Origin of the sequence: Caballeronia sp. LZ024 (assembly GCF_031451455.1) — a bacterium.
Taxonomy (GTDB): Bacteria; Pseudomonadota; Gammaproteobacteria; order Burkholderiales; family Burkholderiaceae; genus Caballeronia; species Caballeronia telluris.
The window spans coordinates 2,583,554-2,605,149 of the sequence record NZ_JARUXL010000001.1; the positions used below are offsets into that span (position 1 = coordinate 2,583,554).

Below are 21,596 nucleotides of genomic sequence, written 5' to 3' on the forward strand. Positions count from 1 at the left end.
CATGCCGTGTCCGTCGTTCTTGTAGGCTGCCTGTGCTGCTTCAGCTGCGGCCGTAGGTATCGTCGAAGCGAACGATGTCGTCTTCGCCGAGGTACGAGCCCGACTGCACTTCGATGATCTCGAGCGGCACCTTGCCCGGGTTCTCGAGCCGGTGCGTCACCCCGAGCGGGATGTACGTCGACTCGTTCTCCGAGAGCAGGAACTGCTCTTCGCCGCGCGTGACGAGCGCCGTGCCGCAGACGACCGTCCAGTGTTCGGCGCGGTGGTGATGCATCTGCAGCGACAGGCGCGCGCCCGGGCTCACGACGATGCGCTTCACCTGGAAGCGGTCGCCGTGATCGATCGAGTCGTAGAAGCCCCAGGGACGGCGCACCTTGCGATGCGCTTCCGCTTCAGGCGCATGCTCCTCGCGGATGCGCGAGACGAGCCCCTTGATGTCCTGCACGCGCGAGCGGTCGCACACGAGCACGGCGTCGTCCGTCTCCACCACGATGATGTTGGTCGTGCCCACACACGCGACGAGCCGTCCGCCTTCCGAGCGCGCATAGCTCGAGGTCGCGCCTTCGAACACCACGCGGCCGCTTGCCACGTTGCCCGACTCGTCCTTCTCCATCGCGTCCCAGACGGCGTCCCACGAACCGAGGTCCGACCAGCCCGCGACGAGCGGCACGACCACGCCCGCGCACGGCGCGCTCGGCGTGCCGACGTGCTCCATCACCGCGTAGTCGATCGAATCGGACGGCGTGCGGCCGAATGCGGCGGCGTCCGGGCGCAGGTACGCGCCGTCGGTGTGTCCTTCCTTCACCGCCGCGACGCATGCGGCGTGCATCTCCGGCTGCAGCTTTTCGAGCGCCGCGAGCCACACGCTCGCACGCACCACGAAAATGCCGCTGTTCCACCAGTAGGTGCCGGCCGCGACGTATTGCGCCGCGAGTTCGGCAGCCGGCTTCTCGACGAAGCGATCGATCTGATGCGCGCCATCGTCGAGCGCGCCGCCGAGGCGGATATAGCCGAAGCCGGTGTCGGGCCGCGTCGGCGGAATGCCGAGCGTCGCGATGGCGCCGTTCTCCGCGTGCTTCGCGGCGATGTCGATCGCACGATGCAGCGCGGGAATGTCGGCGATCGAGTGATCGGCCGGCATCGCGACGATGATCGCGTCTTCACCGTCCGCGCACGCCAGCGCCGCGGCAAGCGTCAGCGCGGGCGCCGTGTCGCGCCGCGCGGGCTCGACGACGATCTTCGCCGCCACGCCGCTGGCGCGGACTTGCTCTTCGGTCGTGAAGCGATGTTCCTCGCCGCAGACGATGATCGGCTCGGCCGCGACGTTCCAGTCGCCGGAAAAGCCCTTCATGCGCGCGACCGTCGCCTGAAGCAGCGAGTCGGGACCGACCACGCCGATCAGCTGCTTCGGAAATTGCTCGCGGGACATCGGCCACAGGCGCGTGCCGGACCCTCCGGCGAGAATGACCGGGACAAGCGAGCGGCACGGCCCGGCGAATTTCGCCGGGCCTGCCTCCGCCCCCACCCCACTCTCGTAACCTGCCTGATCCGTTGCCTGCGTTTCGCTTCTCGTCATCGTGGACTCCTGCTCCCAAAATAGTGCGTTCCGCTCTGAACAATGCCTTCACGCACCGGGCACCTGACCGGCGCGTGTCGTGTCGATGTGCCGCGCGACTCAGCCGCTCGGGTCGCGCCTGCTCTGCGTCCGGTATTCGGTCGGAGAGATCAGCAGGCGCTTTCTGAAAATCTTGGCGAGACGGTCGCCGTTGCCCATGCCGCTCCTGCGCGCGATCTTGTCGACGGGCAGCTCCGAATCCGTCAGCAACGCGCAGGTCACGGCGAGCCGTGCCTGCAGCAGATAGTCGGACGGCGTGATGCCCATCTCGATCTTGAAGCGGCGCAAGAAATTGCGTTCGCTCATCGCCGCGACCTGCGCGGCGTCGACGACCGAAATCGGCCGTTCGCAGTTGTCCTGCAGCCAGCGCGCCGCCGCGCGGATCTTGTCGCCGGCGGTCGCGGCGCCGCTGTCGCCGAGCAGCGACACGAGCTTCGCGGCCGAACCCGGCATCAGCCGTTCCGCGACGCCGCGCGAAACGTCGAGCCCCAGGTCGCGCTTGACGATCAGAAGCGCGCCTTTCATCGATTCGTAGCGATCGCCCGCTTCGCTGCCGTCCGAATCGCGCACCGCGTGGATCATCGACGAGCCGTAGCGCGCATGCGTTTCGTGCGCGTTGCCGATACCGGCGGCGTCGAGCACCTTGCGGCCCTCGGAGATCGACTTGACCACCGTCGTCTTCGAATGGACGCGGCGCACCCATTCGATGATGCGTTCGTCGCCTGCCGCGTCGTCTGCGCCGCGGCCGCCCGCGACGAAGAGCGCGTCGAAGCCGCCGTAGTGGCGCGCATCGAGTCCGTCGGTCCAGACGCGAACCGATGACGAGCACGCCACGTTGCCGCCTTCGACGGAGAGAAAGCGCACGTCGTAGGTGCACTCGGTTCGCCCCTTCGCCGACGACAGCTCGTTCGCCATATGAAAGACCTCGGCGACGATGCCGGCGCCCAGGAGCGAAAAGCCGTCGAACAACAGGATTGCGATGCGTCTCACCTCGGACTGCGAGCTTCTGGTCGAGGTGGGAATCCACCCCATGACCGCGGGTTCGAGATTGGCGTAAGGCATGGTCATCCTCTGCAACATGCGTAATCCACAACTCTGTGGAAGCTCGCTGCCATTGCGGTGCATCATGGCGATCGCCGAATTGACTGAGGCTCTTCGTGACCGATGGAAGCGAGATGTTGGCGGAATTGGTCCGCTGGCTTGAATCATAAACAGCCAAACTTTTTTATGCTCGCGATTTTCGCGCTGAAAGCCGGAAACTTGTTCTGATATGAGGCGGAACGCACATTGATATCCCTCCTCAGATTCAGTCCGAGCGTTCGTTCAGACTTTCGTCAAACTGACGCGGCATTCGGAGCACGAGCCTATAGAGCACTTTCCGGTCCGAATCGATTCGCAGCCGCCAGATCGGACAGCCAGCCTTGTTGCACAAGGCCCCGCGAGCACTGTCAAGGATTCGGGCAGACGCCCGCACGACCCTCAGACGTTTGAAAGTGATTCATCCATGAAACATTGAAATGTCCAATCGATTCAGCTCTGATCTTTCGATTCAACAGTTTTGCTACCTTTGTTACCGATTTGAATCAACTTTTAAGGGAGAATGAATACACTCAGATATGCCGCCGTTACATTAATTATTAATGCGCAGGCATTTTAAAATCCACCCGTAATATGCGGTCGTTTTAATCGTCCGGTAAAACCGGCCGGTTTTATCGAAGCGACTATTGAAGCGCATTGGTATGAAGTGTGATATTGCGCTGCAGCAGAACGCTCACCGTCCGGCTTTCCCCATGTACGCTGCGATCCGCCGCCCGGCCGTATCCGCCACGTTTTCGTCGATTGCGGCGCCGCATTCGACGCGCACGCCGTTGTCTGGCAATTGCAAGGCGCGGTACGTCGGAAAAATGAACCGACGAATCGGTGATTAATCCCCCGACGAATTACGGCGCCCGGTATGCGACGAGCGCCGCCTTCCCGGCGCGATGACCGGGGTGCGCAGGCAGCGTGCCGGCGCGCGCCTGCGCCGTTCGGGCCGTGTTTCACTCCTGATACTCGAACGGTCCGGGGCGGACGCGGCGCAGCGTGCGGCCCCGCACGCACGGCGCTCCGTTCGGCGCGATGCTGTCCCTGTCCGCCAACCTTCAGCGCAATGGCTATCCCGTTCGAAAGGGCTGACTTATGCTGGATTTGCCTTGTCGCGCGGATCGCACGGGATCGCGCAGGCGCCGCGTGGCCGGGGCTTCCGGCGAGGTGGTCTTTCCGGCCGATCCGAACCGGAACGCATTGTGTTCGATCGGCCACACGCAAATGCGGCCCGACGCGCGATCCGGCGAACGGTCCCCAAAAACGTTTCATTTTCGTAGCACGAGGCCGGCGGCGAGCCTATCGAGCCTTCGCCGACCGCGATCGATCGTGCGGAAACGCACACTTCGGAACCCATGAACTCAGACGCCGGTCCGCTCCGATCCACCGATTGTCCGCGACATCCTCGCGTCGCACGGAAACAACAGCGTCGCGCGCTGCTGCTTGGCATCGCCGTGTTTCTGTTGCAAGCCTGCGACCGGGCCGCGCCGGTGGAAACGGGCACGGCCACGCCGCAGCCCGCGTCGGGGGCGCTCGTGATCGACGGCACGCCGTGGCTGCCATGTGCCGCGGAAAATGCCGTCTGCGCCCTTCCGGGCACCGCCCGCGTGCTCTACGGCACGCCGGCCCAGCATGTGATCAAGGAATTCACGGACCACGCGCCCTGCGACAACACCGCTTTCGACGACCCCGCGCCCGGCGCCAACAAGCGCTGCTGGTACGCGGGCGGCGCGGCGGCGAAAGGCCGGCCGGGCGCGAGCCCCGCGCAGGTGGCATCGGCGGCTCAGGCGGACGCCGCGCCCGTCGAGCCGCTCTTGCAATGCAAGGGACCGGGCGCGCCCGGTCCCGCCACGCCATCGGGCGATCCGATCGAAGCGGACACCCCCGGCAGCGACGGCACGCGCATGTTCACGCGCGGCGCGCCGATCAAGATCGCGTTCACGGCGCGCGCGCAATCCGCCGACGCGCTCGCCTGGCAGATCCGCGACGCGTGGAACGTCGTGCGCGCGAGCGGCCGCTTCTCCGTGGCGGCGGGCGCGGGCAGCTACACGCTCACCTGCACGACCCAGACGGCCGGCTACTTCGCGATCGCCGCGACACTCGCCTCGCAAAAAGGCACGCTTGGCAGCCGCGGCACGCGGCCATCGGGCATCGCGACCTTCGGCGTGCTGCCGGACGTGTCGTCCGTGCTGCCGGCCGTCGCCTACGCGCATCCCGACCAGCATCGTTTCGGCGGACAGGGCGCCGCCTATCTGAAGCCAGGCGAATCGTGCTGTTCCGGCGACGGCTATCGCCCGCTCTATCCGAATCTCGGCCTCACCTGGGTGAACGACAACCGCAACTGGTACATGACGGAGCCCAAGGCCCCGAACACCTTCAACGCCGCCGCCGACAACCTCACGCCCTTCTTCCGTCCAGGCGACCTGCTGCGGCTGATCCAGCTCGACGGCATCCCCGGCTGGGCGAGCCCGACGCACACCGACACGCACAGCTACGCGCCCGCGTCGCTCGACGCGTACCGCGCGTACATGAAGCGCGTCGGCGAGGAATCGAACGCGGTGAGGAAGCGCTATTTCCCGGTCCAGTCGAACAATTACTATCAGGTCACCTGGGAACCCGACTACGAAGGCGGCCTGCCCTGGCGCGACACCGACGCGAACCTCGTCGCGATGTTCAAGGCGACTCACGACGCGATCCACGCCGGCGATCCGAACGCCGTCGTGATGGGGCTCACGCTGTCGGCGCTCTCGAAGAACACGGAGTGGTTGAGGCGCCTCGCGCCGCTTGGCATCGGCAAGTATCTCGACGGCGTCAGCGCGCACGGCTACTACGACATCGGCACGTCGCCTTCGCATCCGCCGGAGCGCTTCTCGGGCAGCAGCAGTCCGTCGACCGCGGCCAAGGCGCTGCCCGCCGCGATGCGCGAACTGCGCCGCGCGATGACCGACATCGTCAAGCCGGGCGCGAAGCTCTTCGTCACCGAGACGGGCGTCAGCTACGACATCGGCAGCAAGTACGGCCCGGCCTATCCGAACGCGAACATTCTCTACGCGCAGGGCGCGGTGGTCGCGCGCACGCACCTGATCCTCCTCGGCGAAGGCGCCGACGTGAGCTTCGTGTTCTATTCGGCCGATCCGCCGGAAGTCGGCTACGGCGTTTTCTTCGACCTCGTCAATGGGCAGGGCGGCTTCGGCCAGAAGGAGATCAGCCCGAAGCCGGCGGCGATGGGCGTCGCCGCGATGACGCGTCTCGTCGACGGCACGACGACGCTCGGTCCCCTCAGCGGCACGCCGAAGAACATCCATGCGTATGCGTTCCAGCGCCTGAACGGCGGCAAGGTCGTCACCGCGCTATGGACGCACGACAACAAGGAATGGCCCGGCGCCGAGGGCTTCAGCTCGACCTACGCGCAGCACTACAGCCTCGTCGTCGATGCGCCGGGGAAGTCGGGCACCGTAACCGTCTTCGACATGATGGGCAACGCGTCGACGATGCCGTACACGAACGGACGCGTCGCGCTCGCGCTGACCGAAGCGCCCCTCTACGTGGTCTCCGACAACGCGGAGGTCGCCCGTGCGAACGTGACGGCGCCGGCGGGCTATGTCGGCCAGTGAAGGCACGCAGCAGACTCGCGCGCTTGGCTCGCCTAGACGGTCTTTCGGCGGTTTTCGCCAGTGTCTGAAAGCGATGCGGCATTTTGTCGAGCGCTACACTCGATGCAACCGGATGGTCCGCCGCGCGAGCCTCGGCTCCAGTCCTGTTCGATCAGCGGTTCACAGCAAAATGATGCGGCACGGCCAACAAATTCGGGGAGGCCGGCGCCCGGACACACACATAATTAAAGCGGAGCAAAGATGCTTAACGAGGCGGATTTTCTGGACGTCGTCCGGCTCACGCCACTCGTCTCGATCGACCTGATCGTCACCGACGGCAACCGGCGAGTACTCGTGGGACAACGGCGCAATCGCCCGGCGCAGGGCACCTGGTTCGTGCCGGGCGGGCGCATCAAGAAGGATGAATCGATCGACGTGGCGTTCACGCGCATCGTCAACGACGAACTTGGCGTGGCGAGCGTCGAGCGCTCGTCGTCACGGCTTTATGGCGTGTTCGAACACCGGTACTCGGACAATTTCGCGGGCGCGCCCGGCATCACGACGCATTACATCGTGATCGCCTACGCGATGAACCTGACCGGCACCGTGCCGATCGGCCGCTTCGACCAGCACAGCAACTACGCGTGGCTGCTGCCCGACGAACTGCTCGGGCGCGAAGACGTCCACGACAACACCAAGGCGTACTTCAGATAGCGATGCACGGCTTCGCGCGCGACGCGCACGAAGCCGTGTGCGTGTCAGGCAAGCGCGGCGGACAGGTCGTCCGAACTGGCGTCGGTGGCTTCGCTCGCATCGCTCGCGTCGTTCAAGTCGCCTGCGTCGCTTGCGGCGGAGATAGCCGCCGCTTTGGCCGCCTCGTTGCGGGCATCGAAATGCGCGCGCAGATACGTCTCGAACTGCGCGGCCACTTCAGGATGGCGCAGCGCGAATTCGACCGTCGCCTTCAGATAGCCGAGCTTGCTGCCGCAATCGAAGCGCGTGCCCTTGTAGCGGTACGCGAGCACCTGTTCGTGCGCGAGCAGCGACTGGATCGCGTCAGTCAGCTGAATCTCGCCGCCCGCGCCGGGCTTCTGTTTCTTCAAATAGTCGAAGATGCGCGGCATCAGCACGTAGCGGCCGACCACGCCGAGATTCGACGGCGCCGACGCCGGTTCCGGCTTCTCGACCACGCGCGACAGCTTGAAGAGACCGTCGTCCCACTGCCGGCCGTCGATCACGCCATACGAGCGCGAATCGCGCCGGTCGATCTCCTCGACCCCGATCACCGACGAATGATAGTGATCGAACACGTCCACCATCTGGGACAGCACGGGCGGTTCGCCGTCGATGAGGTCGTCGGCGAGCATCACGGCGAACGGCTCGTTGCCGATCAGCTTCTCCGCGCACAGCACCGCGTGCCCGAGGCCGAGCGGCTCGGCCTGGCGCACGTAGAAGCAGTCGATGTGACTCGGCTTGATGCTGCGCACGAGATCGAGCAGCGCCTGCTTGCCGCGCGCCTGCAATTCGGCTTCGACTTCATAGGACTTGTCGAAGTGATCCTCGATCGCGCGCTTGCCGCGCCCCGTCACGAAAATCATCTCCGTGATGCCGGCGGCCGCGGCTTCCTCGACGGCGTACTGGATGAGCGGCTTGTCGACGACGGGCAGCATCTCCTTCGGACTGGCCTTGGTCGCGGGAAGAAACCGGGTGCCGAGACCCGCGACTGGAAATACCGCCTTTTTCACCTTTAGCATCGCTTTACCCTTCGAGTTGTGTGGTGGGTCTTCCTGCGCGTGCTGCCTTCGGTGCGCGCCTCGCGCCTCGCGGCAACCTGCATTGATTTGTCTGACTACCGGAAGAGCCAGCTTATTACCCCGATATCGAAACGATCTGCCAACACCTCGTCATATTCCGACTACCGTCACGGCGCCCCACCCCGCCCGCGTATAGTGCGACGCATATGCAATGACTTCCCGCTAAGCGGTTCGCGCTGGAGACTGTCGATGGGATACGGGAACGGTATGGGGCGGCTGTCGGTCGTGCGCTCGCCCGAACCCGATGCACTGCCGCGTGACACGGCAAAACGCATCGGAATTCTGATTTTCGAAGATTTCTCGCTGGTCGAGGTGAGCTCGATCTCGGAAGTGTTTTTCCTCGCTAACCAGATACGCAGGCCGGCGGCGGGTGCGTCCGCGTCGGCCGAAACACCGAACTATTCGCTGCTCTTTCTTTCGAGCGAGGGCGGCAGCGTCGCGAGCAGCTGCTCGATGCGCATCTGGACCGAAGGTCTCGACAACCGCTGGATGAACGACTGCGACGCGCTTTTCATCGCCGGCGGCCAGGGCGCGCAGCGCGCGCGGCACGACAGCGCGTTGAGAAAGCGGCTCGGGCGCGTCGCGCCGAAGATCCCGTTCGTGAAGGCGATCGGCGAAGGCGCGCAGATTCTCGCGGCCGCCAATCTCACGCTGCAAAACCGCTCGCTCGATTTCGCCGAGGAGCCAGCCGCTGCGTCCGCGATCGCGAACTCGCGCTTCATCGCGGAGCAGACGCTCACGCTCGACGACCCGAAGGGCCCGATCGCCGCGGCGCTCTCGATCATCAAGCGCGACTACGGCGCGGCGGTGGCGCGCGAAGTGTCGGAGCGCTCGATTCCGGGCGCGTGGCAAAAGCTCTCGACCGTGCTCGACGACACCGACAGCGGCGGCGTGCGCCAGAAGATCGACGCGGCCGCGCGCTGGATTCGCGAGAACTACGTGCGGCAGATTTCGATCGCGGACGCGGCGCGCGTCGCGGCGATGAGCGAGCGCAATTTCCTGCGCCGCTTCAAGGCGCAGATCGGGCTCACGCCGTCGGAATACCTGTTGCGCGCGCGGCTCGATGCGAGCTGCATGCTGCTCGCCGCGACCGATCTGCCCGTCGACAAGATCGCACGGCGCTGCGGCGCGGGCAGCGGCGACGGCCTCGCGAAAATCTTCCGCAAGCGCCTGTCGATTTCGCCGACCGAATATCGCATGGCAGGCAGGCGCAAGCTGGACACGCAATAAGAAGAACATTTCGACGGACCGCATGTTCCATACGACCTGGATTTCCAACCTCGGCGACGCCGGGCTGCTGTTACCGCTCGCGCTCGCCTGCGCCATCTGGCTGCGCGTGACGGGCAAGCACCTCGCGCTGCGCTGGCTCGTGTATCTCGCGGCGGGCATGGCGCTCGTCGGCGTGAGCAAGATTTTGTACGCGGGGTGCGGCATTCAGATCGAGGCCGTGCAGTTCCGCGTGATCAGCGGACATACGATGCTTTCCGCCGCGGTCTGGCCCGTGTCGTTCGCGCTGCTCGCAGCCGGCGCGCGGCCCGCGTGGCATCGCGCGGGCGCGTTGGGCGGGCTCGTGCTGGCGGCGGTGATCGGCATGTGCCGGATTGTCGAGGACGCGCACACGCCGGCCGAAGTGGTCGCCGGCTGGCTGCTCGGCGGCTTCATCGCGGTGCTGTTTCTCGGACGCGTCTTCAGCGAGCCGCGCCGCATTCCGCGCGTGCTCGCCGCGGGGCTCGGGTTGCTGGCGGTGTCGTCGATCGCTTATGGGCATCGCGCGCCGTTCCAGGCGATGATCGTCCACTACTCGCCGTGGATCTGTCAGGGGCTCGGTCTTTGAGCCGTCGAGATCAGCGCGACTCGCTGCACGTCTTCGCCTGCAACGCGGGCAGACTGGCGTAAAGCGCCGCGAGCCAGTCGATGAAAAGCCGCACGCGCCGGGGCTGATGCCGGTTGGCCGCATAAAGGATCGACACCACGCGCGGATACGACGGATACGCCTTCAGCACTTCCCTGAGCGCCCCGCTCGCGATGTACGGATCGAGCGAATAGCTCGACCCCTGGATCAAACCGAGGCCGGCCAGCCCGCATGCGAAGTACGAATCTGCATCGTTGACGGCGACGAGATTGCGCATCGCGATCACGCGCGTCTTGCCTTCCGACACGAACTCCCAGTTGCGCACCCGCATGTTGTTGAGCACGTAACCGACGGACAGGTGCTTGTCGAGATCGTCGAGCGTGGTCGGCTCGCCGTATTTTTCGAGGTATTCCGGCGACGCGCAGGTGATCTGCGAATAGCAGCCGATGCGCTTCGCGACCATCGTCTCGTCGACGACGGCGCCCACGCGCACCACGCAGTCGAGGCCCTCTTCCACGATATCGACCTGCCGGTCGGTGAGATTCAGCTCGACGTTGATGTCGGGATAGGACGCGAGGAATGCCGGCAGCGCGGGAATGAGCGTGCTCTTCGCCATCAGCGCGGGCAGGCTCACGCGCACCTTGCCCTTTGGCGTCGTCTTCGATTGCGAGAGCGCCGACTCCATGTCGTCGACTTCGCCCAGCACGCGCACGCAGCGCTCGTAGTAGGTTTCGCCATCCTCGGTGATGCTGATGCTGCGCGTCGTGCGGTTGATGAGCCGCGCCCCCAGATGCGCTTCGAGCGCCTGGACGGTGCGCGAGACGCTGGCGGGCGGCAGCCTCAGTGCGTCGGCGGCGCGGGAAAAACTGCCCGCCTCGACGACGCGGGAAAAGACTTTCATCGCGAGAAACCGGTCCATGCGTGGGTTCCGATGTCGGCGCAGGCGCGCCTGTTGGTTGAGCAATCCACGAGGATACTACGACGGTGGGCTTCGGCTCGAAGGTCGTGCTAGAGGCGATCGTCTTCGCGAAAGAGACGGGTCTCGTCGGCGAGCAGGCGTTCGTAGGCGCGTTCGAGCGCCGCGAGATCGGCCGTGCGCGCGCTCGCGTGGATGCCCTGGAGGCCGGGAAGCGCGACTTTCAACGCATGGCAACGGGCGTAGTCGCGGGCGCGCAGGTCCGCAGCGATGGTCGTGAAAAACGCGGTTGCCGGCACATCGAAGCCCGCCGCGATGTGCAGCGAGGCCGTGTCGGAGGTCATCAGATAGCGCGCGTGCTTGACCCACGCGAGGAAGTCGGCGGTATCGGGCGCGAGCGGCGCGACATCGGTGTAGTGCGGATGATCGAGCGGGCCAAAGCCCTTGACCGGCAGCGCGAAGCGCTGCCACAGGCGTTCGACGAGACGCGCATGCATCGGCGCCGGGATGCTGCGCACGGGCGTGCTCGCGCTCGGGCAGAACAGCACGTAGTCGTCGTGAGTCTGCGGCCGGCGTGGCAGCGGCAAGTCGGCGAGCCAGGCGTTGCGCTTTTCGGCGGCGGGGATATCGGCGGCGGACATGCCGAGCGCCCACAGGAAGAAGTCGATCATCGGCCACGCGGCGAACGCCGGCCAGAACAGATGATTGCCGATATCGATTTTCAGATCGTCGCGCGCGAGCGCGTCGAGCGTGACCGGAAGATCGCGCACGGAGCCGATCATCGGCGCGGCGAGTTCGTAGAGACGCTGCACGTAACGCGGCGCACGCGCGGGCCGATAAAGCGTGATGTCGATCGACGGATACCGCTTCCTGATCGCGAAAAGCGCGGTCAGCCCGATGATCGAATCGCCGAGCGTGACGCCCATGCCGTTGATGGCGTGGACCTTGCGATGCGCGGCGTAGTCGGCGGCGAATGCGGCGGTGTTGGCGTGGAGAATGCCCGGTGCGCTCGACAAAGGCCGAAAGCCCGTCGCGGGCGCGCCGGTCACTTCGAGATCGTACGGCGCGACGATTTCGCCGGTCGGCGACAACAGCGAACCCGGATGACTCAGCGCGGCCAGTTCATCGAGCGCGCCGTCGGGCGAGTTCTTGCCCGGATCAACCGGCATCGCGCGCTTCCGTCATCGCGCCGCTCCGGCTTGCCGATATTGCTCGCGCAGGCCTCACGCCTCGCGCTTGAGCGGGACGTCGCGCTTCGTCGACACGCTCTGCAGCACGGGCGCCACCGACGTCTGATATTCCGGCACCCAGCGGCGCAGATCGCGGCGCACTTCCTCGTCCGGCAAGACGCGATGCTGCATCAGCCACGGCAGCAATTCGTCGAGGAAGTGATCCGGCACACCGCGCGCCCGGGCGATCCGCAGTTTCGGATGGGGCGTGCGCGTAGTCGTTTCGTCGTCGGCGAGGAGTTCTTCATACAGTTTCTCGCCGGGACGCAGGCCCGTGAACACGATACGGACGTGCTCCTCCGAAAAACCGTAGAGCCGGATCAGGTCGCGCGCCAGATCGACGATCTTCACGGGCTGCCCCATGTCGAGGATGAAGATTTCGCCGCCCCGCCCCATGCTCGACGCCTGCAGCACGAGTTGCGCCGCCTCGGGGATCGTCATGAAGAAGCGCGTGATCTCCGGATGCGTGACCGTCACCGGGCCACCCTTCGCGATCTGCTGCTGGAACTTCGGGATCACGCTGCCCGCGCTGCCGAGCACGTTCCCAAAGCGCACCGTCTCGAACTGCGTGCGCGGCGCCGACTGCTGGAGCGCCTGACAGGCCATCTCCGCGAGCCGCTTGCTCGCGCCCATCACGTTGGTCGGATTGACGGCCTTGTCGGTGGAAATCAGCACGCAGTGACGCACATTATGTCGGATGGCCGCGCGCGCGACGCGCAGCGTGCCGAGCACGTTGTTGCGCACCGCCTGCCACGCGTTCTGCTCTTCCATCAGCGGCACGTGCTTGTAGGCGGCCGCATGGAAGACGATATGCGGCGCGAAGCGGCTCATGGTTTCGTCGAGCAGGAGCGAATCCTTCGCATCGCCGACGACCGGCACCACCGCAAGCTCCGGAAACTTCTCGCGCAGCTCCTCGGTGAGGCGGTACATCGCGTACTCGCTGAGATCGTACGCGATGAGTTGCGCCGGCGAAAACCGCAGGATCTGGCGGCAGAGTTCGGAGCCGATCGAGCCGCCCGCGCCCGTCACCATCACGACGCGCCCGTGCAGCAACGCCTCGACGTGCGGCATGTCGATCCGCACGGGCTCGCGCCCGAGCAGGTCTTCGAGATCGATCTGACGCACGCGCGAGAGGAAACCCTGGCCTTGCGCCAACGGTTCGAGCGACGGCAGCACCATCGCCTTCACGCCGGCCCGCACGCAGAGCGTCGCCACGCGCCGTTGCGTATCGACGGAAGCCGAGGGAATGGCGATGATCGCATGATCGGTCTTGAGTTCTTCCGCGATGCGAGGCAGGTCGCCGAAGGCGCCGAGCACCTTGTGCCCCATGACTTCGCGGCCCTGCTTGCCGGGGTCGTCGTCGAGAATGCCGACCAGGCGCCATTCGCTCGAACGCGACAGCTCGCGTGCGAGCATCGCGCCGGCCGTGCCCGCGCCGAGCACGATGACAGGCTTGCCTTTCCCGACGAGGCCGCCGTACAGATAGAACTCCTTGGCCGCGCGATAGAGCGCACGCGCGCCGCCCATCGCGAGAAACAGCAGCAGCGGCGCGACGATCAGCACCGAACGGGGAATGACGGGCGCGGGCTGCGCCATGACCGCGCCGATCATCACGATCAGCGCGCCAGCGCCGACCGACTTCGAGATACGCATCAGGTCCGGCAGGCTCGCGAACACCCACATGCCGCGATAGAGGCCGAAGAGCCGGAACAGGATGCCGTAGACGGGAAGAACCCAGAGGAGCGCGTGCATCGCGCCGGCCTGGAATTCGTGTGGAACAGCGCCGTTGAAGCGGATCAGGTAGGCCGCGAGCCAGGTTCCGGCGACCGCGACGAGATCGAACGCGAAGGCGCCGGCCGACAGCCAGGGTGCTTTGAATCGATTCATCCGCGTGGACCTCAAGGTTGTTCGGAAATACGGGATTGCTGACGCCGCCAGCACACATCGACGACGGCTCCCGCTGCCGTGACCACAATTGCCCACCCTGCCACTGCGCACCATTGTCCGAGCGGCGTAAAGCCCAGCGCCCGGTTTGCAAGCATTATGCCCGCGAGCATCAGCAAATACCACGCGAGCGCGGTTCGTGCGTGGCCTGCGCCCAGGCGCACCATCCGCTGATAGTAGTGCTCGCGATGAGCCTGCCAGAATCTTTCGCCGCGCGCGAGACGGCGCAGCAACGTCACCGAGGCGTCGCCGATGAACGGCGCGAAGACGAGCGCCGGGAACCAGACGGGCCACGTGCCCTTGAGCCAGCCCCAGTAACCGAGCGCACCGGCGAGGAACCCCAGGGGAATTGACCCCGAATCCCCGAGAAAAATCCGCGCCGGATGAAAATTGAAGAGCAGGAAGCCGGCCGACGCCCCCGCGATCGCCGCGCTGGCGACGCCGAGATCGAGTTGCGGCGTCGGGCCGGAAAGCGCCGCGAACGCGTAGCCGCCGAAACCGAACAACGCCATCCCGCCGGCGAGGCCGTCGGAGCCATCCATGAAGTTGTAGAGGTTGACGAGCCACAGCATCAGGAAACCGACCGCCGCCAGTGCCCACCAGGGCACCGGCGCGGGGTTCAGCACGATCAGCGCGGCCACCGCCAGCACGTGCGCGGCGAAGCGCACGCGTGCCGGCAGACCGCGCCGGTCGTCGATCTGGGAGACGGCGGCGACACATGCGGCTCCGACGGCCGCGAGCCAGATCGACGGCGCGACGATCAGCATCGCGACGACGCCGACCGGCACGATGCCCCAGCCGCCGATGCGTGGCGTCGGGCGAGTGTGCAGCGAGCGGTCATTCGGGATATCGGTCGCGAGTCGCCAGGCGAGACCGGATTTCAGCAGGAAGCCGAGAATCGCCGCACAAGCGACGAGCGCGAGCGCCGCTACGCAAGCGGCCGAGATCCACGGATGATCGATGAGGATTGGATACAGCGGGCGGGTCATGTCCCTGCGAGGCGTGGTTGTCGTTGTGGTCTGTCTGTCGGCTGTGCCGATCTTCCTTGATTACGCTGTTCTTGCGTGTAACCGCCGCTTTTCCGTTGTTACCGAAGGTTAGCCGGCGCAGGCCGTTGTGTGGCCCGGAACCAGGCGGCCGTGGCCGCGAGGCCCGCATCGAGCGAAACGGGAGGGCGCCAGCCTAACATATCTCGAATATGCGTCGAATTGACGCGCAGGCTGCCCGTCAGGCGGTCGATCTGCGCGGACTTGCCGGTTACGCGCCCCGCCAGTTTCAGCACGCCCACCGGCACCGGCAACAGCCGCGCGGCGCGGCCCAGATGGCGTCCGAGGAGGCGCGCGAGTTCCGCGACACTCGGGTCTTCGCCGTCGGTGACATGGAAAACCTGACCCGCGGCGCGTGCATGCGTCGCGCATTCGATCAGCGCGCTCGCGAGGTTGTCGACGTAGCACAGGCTCCGGCGGGCCTCCACTGCGCCGATCGGCAACGGAACGCCCTTCGCGATGGCACTCATCAGGCTCAGAAAATTCGCGCGCACCTCCGGTCCGTAGACGAGCGGCGGCCGCACGATCACGATCTCCAGTCCGGTGCGGGCGCCGAGTTCCATCAGCTTCACTTCGGCTTCGGCTTTCGAGATGCCGTAGGGGTCGGGAGGACGCCGCTCGTCGGTTTCTTTAAGCGGCCGGCCATTGTCGAGTTCGGCCAGCGCCTTGATGCTGCTGACGTAGACAAATCGCGTCGCGCCCGCGCGGGCGGCGGATTCGGCGGCTCGCAAGGTGCCGTCGACGTTGGTTGTGCGGAAGGCGGCGAGCGGATCGACTTCGGCGTCGCGCATGACGTGAACGCGGGCGGCGAGGTGGATCACCGCCTCGGCCTGCGCGAACGCTTCGGGCGAGATGGAGTCGAGCGACTCGATGGATCGCGTGTCGACGCCCGGCTCGCACACGGCCGCACCGCGCACGATGCCCGTGACCGGCCGCCCTTGCGCGAGCAGCGTGCGCGCGAGCGCGCGGCCAACGAAACCGTTCGCGCCCGTGATGGCGATGCGCGCGTTCATAACCACTTCCAGCCGAAGCGATTGAAGAACTTGAACGCAGACGTGATGAAAAGCTTGATATGCGTCCAGCCCTTGCGGGCGGCGTCGCCGCCGTGGTGCAGCACGCGCACGGACGGCACGTAGGCCACGCGAGCGACTTCATGCGCGCGCAGGCTCAGGTCGTAGTCCTCGAAATAGAGGAAATAGCGCGGATCGAAGCCGCCCAGCTGTTTCAGCACATCGGTGCGGAACAGCATGAAACAGCCGCTGACGATCGGCGGATCCCAGACTACGTTCTTGTCGTCGATCACGTCGCGCATCTCATAGCGGGCAAGGCGCTGCTCGAAGGGGGCACGCAGTCGCGCAGGCAGGAAGCCTCGGGCGAAAAGATCGAAAACCGTAGGGAAGCGGCGGCAGAGGAATTGTTGGTGGCCGGCGTCATCGCGTATTAGCGGTGAAATCAGTCCCGTCTCCGGCTGAGAGTGCATGAATTCAAGCGCGTGAATCAGCGCGTCAAGCTCCAGTTCGATGTCCGGATTCAGGATCAAGTGGTACCGACTTTTGCTCCGATCGATCGCAAGGTTATGGCCTCTGCCGTAACCGACATTGCCGTGGCCGCCCATCAGTATCGTGTCAAACGGCGCGCCGTGCGCGGTTTCCGGCAAGGCTATCCGATCTTCGACGGACCCGTTATCGACGAGGTAGAGCGGTGCCTTCGTTTCCAGCGGTCGCAGCGCCGCACCGAGCGTCTCGAGCGTACGATTCAGAAGGTCCGGGTCGGGACGATACACCACGACCGATACACTCAACAGGCAAGCTTCGCGAGACATTCCCGCAGTCGATTCAAACTGCATACTGTTCCCATGATTGGTTCTCGCTGACCGACCTTCGAGGGCCAGTCGAGAGCAAAGATGTGCGGCATTCGGCGCGATTCTAAAGTACGCGGAAACCATCCGCCGTTTTGCTGGCTGTGTGCGATGCTGGTGGCTTCAACGTCTGCTAGTCTGCTAGCACCGTCCGTGAGCGACGGGAGGAGTTCAGCGTCGGCGCTGTCACCATCGGACTCGACGGTTCGCGTCGGTTGGGTGCCGTCCCCGACAATGCCTCGAAAGATACAAATTCCATTGAAAACACGCTTGTCCGACGTTTGATTACCCGTATCATCTAGCGCTACGAATAACAGATCGAAAAAAGTTATGAATCCACCGGCCCAAGTCCAACGCATGTTTTATATTGATCTCGTGCGCGCCATCTCCGTGCTATTGATCATTACCTACCATTTCAACCAGCAGATTGGCGCGCATGGCATTCATGCCGCAGAGATATTCAAACAGACATTTGCAAGTGAGAACATCGGTTCGCTCGGCATTACGTTGTTCATCATTTTGTCCGGCGCTGCCCTGATGGCAAGCTACGGAAGAACACTCGAATTGCGGACCTACGCAAGGAAGCGGTTTCTTGCCATCTTTCCGCTGTACTGGACTGGATTTTTGGTCACGGCGGCTACGCTCTTTCTGCTGCACGGACACCTGCGCGGAGACTCGGCGCACTGGAAGTTCCTGCTGACGATAATCGGATTCGATGGCTTTCTGTATTATCGAATTCCCAACTATTATCTGCTGGGGGAATGGTTCATCGGGTTCATTCTCTTGCTCTATCTGGGCTTCCCGCTACTCAGAAAAGCGCTGAAGCAGCAGCCCTTATTGCTGTGCATCGGGGTCCTGGCGCTGTATGTATCGATTACGACGTTCTATAACGAGCTTTTCGTTATCGACATCGTGCACAATCCGCTCACGCGATTGCCGGACTTCGTTTTCGGAATGATGTTTGTTGCCTACGTCAAAAGAGTGTCCCAATCGGCGTTGCTTCTCGCGATCGTTGTCTTCGGCGTTCCGCTAGTCTGGCATCTTCCGATCCCGCATATCTATGTCGCTTTTCTAATGGGAATGTCCGCGTTTGCCACTCTCGCCTTCATCGCGCAAAAAATCGAGACGAACGCTCGCGTGAATGGCGGCATCGCCTTTATAAGCAAATACTCGTTTCCGGCATTCCTGGTGCACCATAACATCATCGGCGAACTACTCGTTCGCTTCATGAATACGAGTCTGGGTCGAGTGGAGGTTTACTTTCTGTACCTGATCGTTCTGATCCTCACCTTTTCGGCCGCTGTACTGCTGACCCGCCTTACCAACACGGTAACTCGAGGTTTCAAGCCTTCGGCGGCAAGCCAGCAGGCATGATCTGGAACTGAGTCGTGAACTGCTCATAGCCGATCGCGACTCAGAATAGGTCAACGTAACGACGCGAGTGCGCCGCAAACATGCTCGATTTCTGCATCGGTCATGTATTCTCCGATGGGCAAACTGAGCACCGACTGACTCAGGCGCAGTGCGACAGGCGACGCCCCGGGCGAAAAACCCGCCGATGCGTAACACTCCTGCGCTGCGGGAATCACCGGATAGTGAATGCTCGTTCCGACACCTGCTTCCTGGAGCTGCTGCTGAACGCTGTCCCGGTCGTCGCACACGAGCACGTAGTTATGCCAGACAGCGTTTCGCTGCGGGTCGAGCAGACGATAGACCGGGCCCTTGCCGGGCTCCATGCCGACTATCCGATCGTAGCGCGCAGCGATGCGCCTGCGGCTTTCGGTAATCTGATCTAGCTCCTTGAGCTTGATCGACAGGAAGAGCGCCTGAAGCGGGTCAAGCCGAGAATTGGTGCCCAGCGAATGGTGGTAGTACTTCGCTGCACTGCCGTAATTTCCGAGTTCCCTGACGCGCTGGGCCAAGTCTTCCGAATCAGTGACGACGGCGCCAGCATCCCCCAGCGCGCCGAGATTTTTCGACGGATAGAAACTGAACGCCGCGATGTCACCATGTGCCCCGGCCTTCTTTCCGTCACGAACGTCGCCATGTGCTTGTGCAGCATCTTCCACGAGGAAAAGCTTGTGACGCGACGCAATGTTCTTGAGCTCAGCCACATTTGCAGTTGCGCCGTAAAGGTGGACCGCAATGATGGCCTTGGTACGCGGCGTGATCGCCGCTTCGACCAACGCGGCGTCGAGGTTCGCGCTACGAGGCTCGACGTCGACAGGAACGTTCGTCGCACCAACTTGTGTCACTGACAACCAGGTTGCAACAAACGTTTGTGCCGGCACAATCACTTCGTCGCCGGGACCAATTCCCAAAGCACGCAATGACAGCGTCAGCGCGTCGAGGCCGTTGCCGACGCCAACGCAATGCTTCGTGCCGCAATATGCCGCGAAGGCGTTTTCAAAATCAGTGACATGACTTCCACCGATCAACATACCCGCTTCATAGAAACCGTTGAGTTGGGTGAAGAAAGCCTGCTTGTACTGCGCGTTCACCCGGGAAAGCTCCAGGAAGGGTACGTTCATGCCAAATCACTCTTTATGGGTTTGCCAGCTTCACGCAGGAATTCGAGGAAACTGTCATAGGTTCGAAGGTAGTCCGCTTCGGAGTACGTCTCGCTGGCAAGGACCGCGCAGACCGCGCCCGACGTGAAGTTATTCACGACGCGCCAGATATGAGGACACACATAAAACGGCCTGTTCGGCTGGTTGATGATTACCGTGCGCATCGTCAGCCCGTCGTCCAGGCATAGCTCGTAGGAACCCGCGAAAGCAAAGAAGAGCTGATGCAGATTTTTATGCGCATGGCCTGCGCGCTCCACGCCGAAGGGGACGTCATAGAGATAATACAGGCGCTTGAAATCGAACGGCACGTCTCCCTGTTGCACGAACGAGAGGTTGCCTCGTCGATCCGCGAACTGCGGCAACTCGATAAATTTGCACTCTTCAACGGAGAAGCTCACTTTCCACCTCATGTATTGCGCATGTCAGGTTGTCAAAAACAGCAGCGTGGCCTCCGCTCTGACCAATCGCTCGCTCCAGATAGGACCGGCTGCGCTGTCCAGTCGAGACCAGGTAAATAGGCACGCCGGCGAGCGCCGCGGCCTCCATGTCGCTCTCCGTATCGCCGAAGTAGCATAGCGCTTTGTGCTCTCGCAGCCGATCCGCCTTGCGTCGACCTGCGTCTTTTCCCGAACGCACCACTTCGGTCGAATCGAACAATTCTGCGAGCCCGAGCGATGCGACCTCCCGCGAAAACAGGTCGGGCTCGCGGCGCGCCGACAGCAAGAACAAGCTGACGCGGCCCCTCAGCGACTGGAGCAACGGCAACACGCCCTCGAATACGGCGTCCTGCTGCATGTGCCGCCAAGTCTCGACGCACTCGACCCACGCCTCGCCCACGACACGCGCCTGACCTTCTTCAACGCCTGTAGCGACAAGAGCCGCCTGTGTCGTCGCGCCGTTGCGCTTCAATTGCCAGAATTGCTCGTAAGACGCGTATTCTACCCCGCAAGTTTCGAGCGCTTCGCCCAAAGCGGAGAGCTGCTTCGCCTTGCAGGTGATCAGTGTGCCATCCAGATCGAAACCGATGACCGGCCGTGCGACCGTGCTCACGGTCGTGCTCCCTCAGGCGATTCGAAGGTGACGACTTCCTCGTAATACCGGCATACGAGCGCGACGCCGCCTCGCTGTTCACGCTCTTGGCATCGCTCTTTCAGTTCGGCCGCCTGCGGCAATCCGAGCAGATCGCTGAAATAAGTCTGATAGATCGGAAAGCCGGCCGCATCTGTCAGTGCAGTGCCCCCGCCGCATCTCGGGTTGATATCCACGATGCAATAGCCGCCCTCGGGGTGAGTCATGACTTGAAAGCAAAACATCCCGCTCAGATCGAATGCCTCGGCTACCTTCTTGCTAAGCGCGTGAAGCGCATCGTCAAAGAATATCCGCGCCTTCACACACACGCCCGCCTTCGTTTCGAGCCGTTCGCGGACCACCGCGCCAAAGTAGTCCGGAAGCGCCAGTACGTCGATGGTGAACTCCGGCTTGTCGCAGATCGCCTGAAATATGATGTCACTGGACACGTCCTCGTGACCTAGCACATCGAGCGGGTCCACCACACGAACGCCGACGCTGCCAACGCCCCTGCGCGGCTTGCGTACCATCGTGGCGGCGCGCGAGCGCCCGACCATGTCGCTGCCGAGCACGCTGTCCGGCACCGGCAACGAGGCTGCCCGGCATCGTTCGAAGTTCGTCCATTTGTCGTTGCATTCGCGCACCGCAGCGGCTGACAGTCGAGGCAACTTGACGCCGGTGCCAAACCGCGACTGCGCCTCCGCGACGGCGAGGATCTCCGCATCGTGTACCGGATAGATGGCATCGACGCCCTCGCGTTGCGCAATGTCCGCAAGGGCATCGATGAATGCATCCGCCTGCGATGCCAACGGCACCTGATAGTGCTTCGTCTGCCACCGTGACGGCGAAGCAATCATCTCAGCGGAGTTCGAATCCGTTGTCACGATACGAAGGCCTTCGAGAGTACTCAGGCTCTTGATGAGGTTTACGGCTGTCGCGGTTCCCGCGGCCGTGATCAGTACTGTCTTCCGGGTCATGTCAGGCACCAGTGAGAAATTACTTGGACTA

Annotated in this window: 17 protein-coding genes and 1 pseudogene; 5 read left to right on the top strand and 13 right to left on the bottom strand. The window is 63.9% G+C overall.

What is annotated here, in order from left to right; all coding sequences use genetic code 11:
* Positions 1 to 40 precede the first annotated feature (40 nt).
* Entirely contained in the window at positions 41 to 1,576 is a 1,536-nt protein-coding gene (locus QCE48_RS11645; RefSeq protein WP_309787701.1) for a mannose-1-phosphate guanylyltransferase/mannose-6-phosphate isomerase, read from the bottom strand.
* Positions 1,577 to 1,675: 99 nt separating this feature from the next.
* Positions 1,676 to 2,677 carry a helix-turn-helix domain-containing protein gene (locus tag QCE48_RS11650; protein ID WP_309787700.1) on the bottom strand — a complete coding sequence of 334 codons (1,002 nt, stop codon included), beginning with the start codon at positions 2,675 to 2,677 and terminating at the stop codon, positions 1,676 to 1,678.
* Between the two features lie 1,475 nt (positions 2,678 to 4,152).
* On the opposite strand from QCE48_RS11650, the gene QCE48_RS11655 reads away from it, so the two are divergent.
* Complete coding sequence (locus tag QCE48_RS11655; RefSeq protein WP_309787699.1) at positions 4,153 to 6,312, top strand: hypothetical protein; 2,160 nt, start codon at positions 4,153 to 4,155, stop codon at positions 6,310 to 6,312.
* Between the two features lie 240 nt (positions 6,313 to 6,552).
* Positions 6,553 to 7,005 (top strand): GDP-mannose mannosyl hydrolase, encoded by a 453-nt coding sequence (locus tag QCE48_RS11660; RefSeq protein ID WP_309787698.1) that lies wholly within the window; start codon positions 6,553 to 6,555, stop codon positions 7,003 to 7,005.
* Positions 7,006 to 7,169: 164 nt separating this feature from the next.
* On the opposite strand, the pseudogene galU reads toward QCE48_RS11660, so the two are convergent.
* Positions 7,170 to 8,045, bottom strand: a pseudogene (gene galU / locus QCE48_RS11665) (UTP--glucose-1-phosphate uridylyltransferase GalU); the annotation flags it as partial.
* A 249-nt stretch (positions 8,046 to 8,294) separates the two neighbouring features.
* On the opposite strand from galU, the gene QCE48_RS11670 reads away from it, so the two are divergent.
* Positions 8,295 to 9,335 carry a helix-turn-helix domain-containing protein gene (locus QCE48_RS11670; RefSeq protein WP_309787697.1) on the top strand — a complete coding sequence of 347 codons (1,041 nt, stop codon included), beginning with the start codon at positions 8,295 to 8,297 and terminating at the stop codon, positions 9,333 to 9,335.
* 22 nt (positions 9,336 to 9,357) lie between these two features.
* A complete protein-coding gene (locus tag QCE48_RS11675) occupies positions 9,358 to 9,939 on the top strand; it encodes a phosphatase PAP2 family protein (protein ID WP_309787696.1) in 582 nt (193 codons plus the stop codon).
* Positions 9,940 to 9,949: 10 nt separating this feature from the next.
* On the opposite strand, the gene QCE48_RS11680 is transcribed toward QCE48_RS11675, so the two are convergent.
* From QCE48_RS11680 to QCE48_RS11705, 6 genes are all read right to left on the bottom strand, one after another.
* Complete coding sequence (locus QCE48_RS11680; protein WP_309787695.1) at positions 9,950 to 10,876, bottom strand: LysR family transcriptional regulator; 927 nt, start codon at positions 10,874 to 10,876, stop codon at positions 9,950 to 9,952.
* Between the two features lie 89 nt (positions 10,877 to 10,965).
* Positions 10,966 to 12,042 (bottom strand): ADP-heptose--LPS heptosyltransferase, encoded by a 1,077-nt coding sequence (locus QCE48_RS11685; protein ID WP_309787694.1) that lies wholly within the window; start codon positions 12,040 to 12,042, stop codon positions 10,966 to 10,968.
* Between the two features lie 54 nt (positions 12,043 to 12,096).
* Entirely contained in the window at positions 12,097 to 13,989 is a 1,893-nt protein-coding gene (locus QCE48_RS11690; RefSeq protein WP_309787693.1) for a nucleoside-diphosphate sugar epimerase/dehydratase, read from the bottom strand.
* Between the two features lie 11 nt (positions 13,990 to 14,000).
* On the bottom strand, positions 14,001 to 15,035 hold the full coding sequence (locus QCE48_RS11695; RefSeq protein ID WP_309787692.1) for a glycosyltransferase family 4 protein: 1,035 nt from the start codon (positions 15,033 to 15,035) through the stop codon (positions 14,001 to 14,003).
* 98 nt (positions 15,036 to 15,133) lie between these two features.
* On the bottom strand, positions 15,134 to 16,105 hold the full coding sequence (locus QCE48_RS11700) for an SDR family oxidoreductase (RefSeq protein ID WP_309787691.1): 972 nt from the start codon (positions 16,103 to 16,105) through the stop codon (positions 15,134 to 15,136).
* Positions 16,102 to 16,914: a glycosyltransferase family 2 protein gene (locus QCE48_RS11705; protein WP_309787690.1), complete on the bottom strand. Its 813-nt coding sequence runs from the start codon at positions 16,912 to 16,914 to the stop codon at positions 16,102 to 16,104. Before QCE48_RS11705 ends, QCE48_RS11700 begins: the two co-directional genes overlap by 4 nt.
* A gap of 366 nt (positions 16,915 to 17,280) precedes the next feature.
* On the opposite strand from QCE48_RS11705, the gene QCE48_RS11710 reads away from it, so the two are divergent.
* Positions 17,281 to 18,324 carry an acyltransferase gene (locus tag QCE48_RS11710; protein ID WP_309787689.1) on the top strand — a complete coding sequence of 348 codons (1,044 nt, stop codon included), beginning with the start codon at positions 17,281 to 17,283 and terminating at the stop codon, positions 18,322 to 18,324.
* A 50-nt stretch (positions 18,325 to 18,374) separates the two neighbouring features.
* Here the strand turns inward: QCE48_RS11710 and QCE48_RS11715 are convergent, their stop codons facing one another.
* From QCE48_RS11715 to QCE48_RS11730, 4 genes are read right to left on the bottom strand one after another with little or no spacing between them, the layout of a single operon-like run.
* Entirely contained in the window at positions 18,375 to 19,481 is a 1,107-nt protein-coding gene (locus QCE48_RS11715) for a DegT/DnrJ/EryC1/StrS family aminotransferase (RefSeq protein ID WP_309787688.1), read from the bottom strand.
* A complete protein-coding gene (locus QCE48_RS11720; RefSeq protein ID WP_309787687.1) occupies positions 19,478 to 19,918 on the bottom strand; it encodes an FdtA/QdtA family cupin domain-containing protein in 441 nt (146 codons plus the stop codon). The genes QCE48_RS11715 and QCE48_RS11720 overlap by 4 nt, the downstream gene beginning before the upstream one ends.
* Positions 19,902 to 20,570: an HAD hydrolase-like protein gene (locus QCE48_RS11725; RefSeq protein WP_309787686.1), complete on the bottom strand. Its 669-nt coding sequence runs from the start codon at positions 20,568 to 20,570 to the stop codon at positions 19,902 to 19,904. The genes QCE48_RS11720 and QCE48_RS11725 overlap by 17 nt, the downstream gene beginning before the upstream one ends.
* Positions 20,567 to 21,565, bottom strand: a complete 999-nt coding sequence (locus QCE48_RS11730; RefSeq protein ID WP_309787685.1) for an ATP-grasp domain-containing protein — start codon at positions 21,563 to 21,565, stop codon at positions 20,567 to 20,569. Before QCE48_RS11730 ends, QCE48_RS11725 begins: the two co-directional genes overlap by 4 nt.
* Positions 21,566 to 21,596 lie beyond the last annotated feature (31 nt).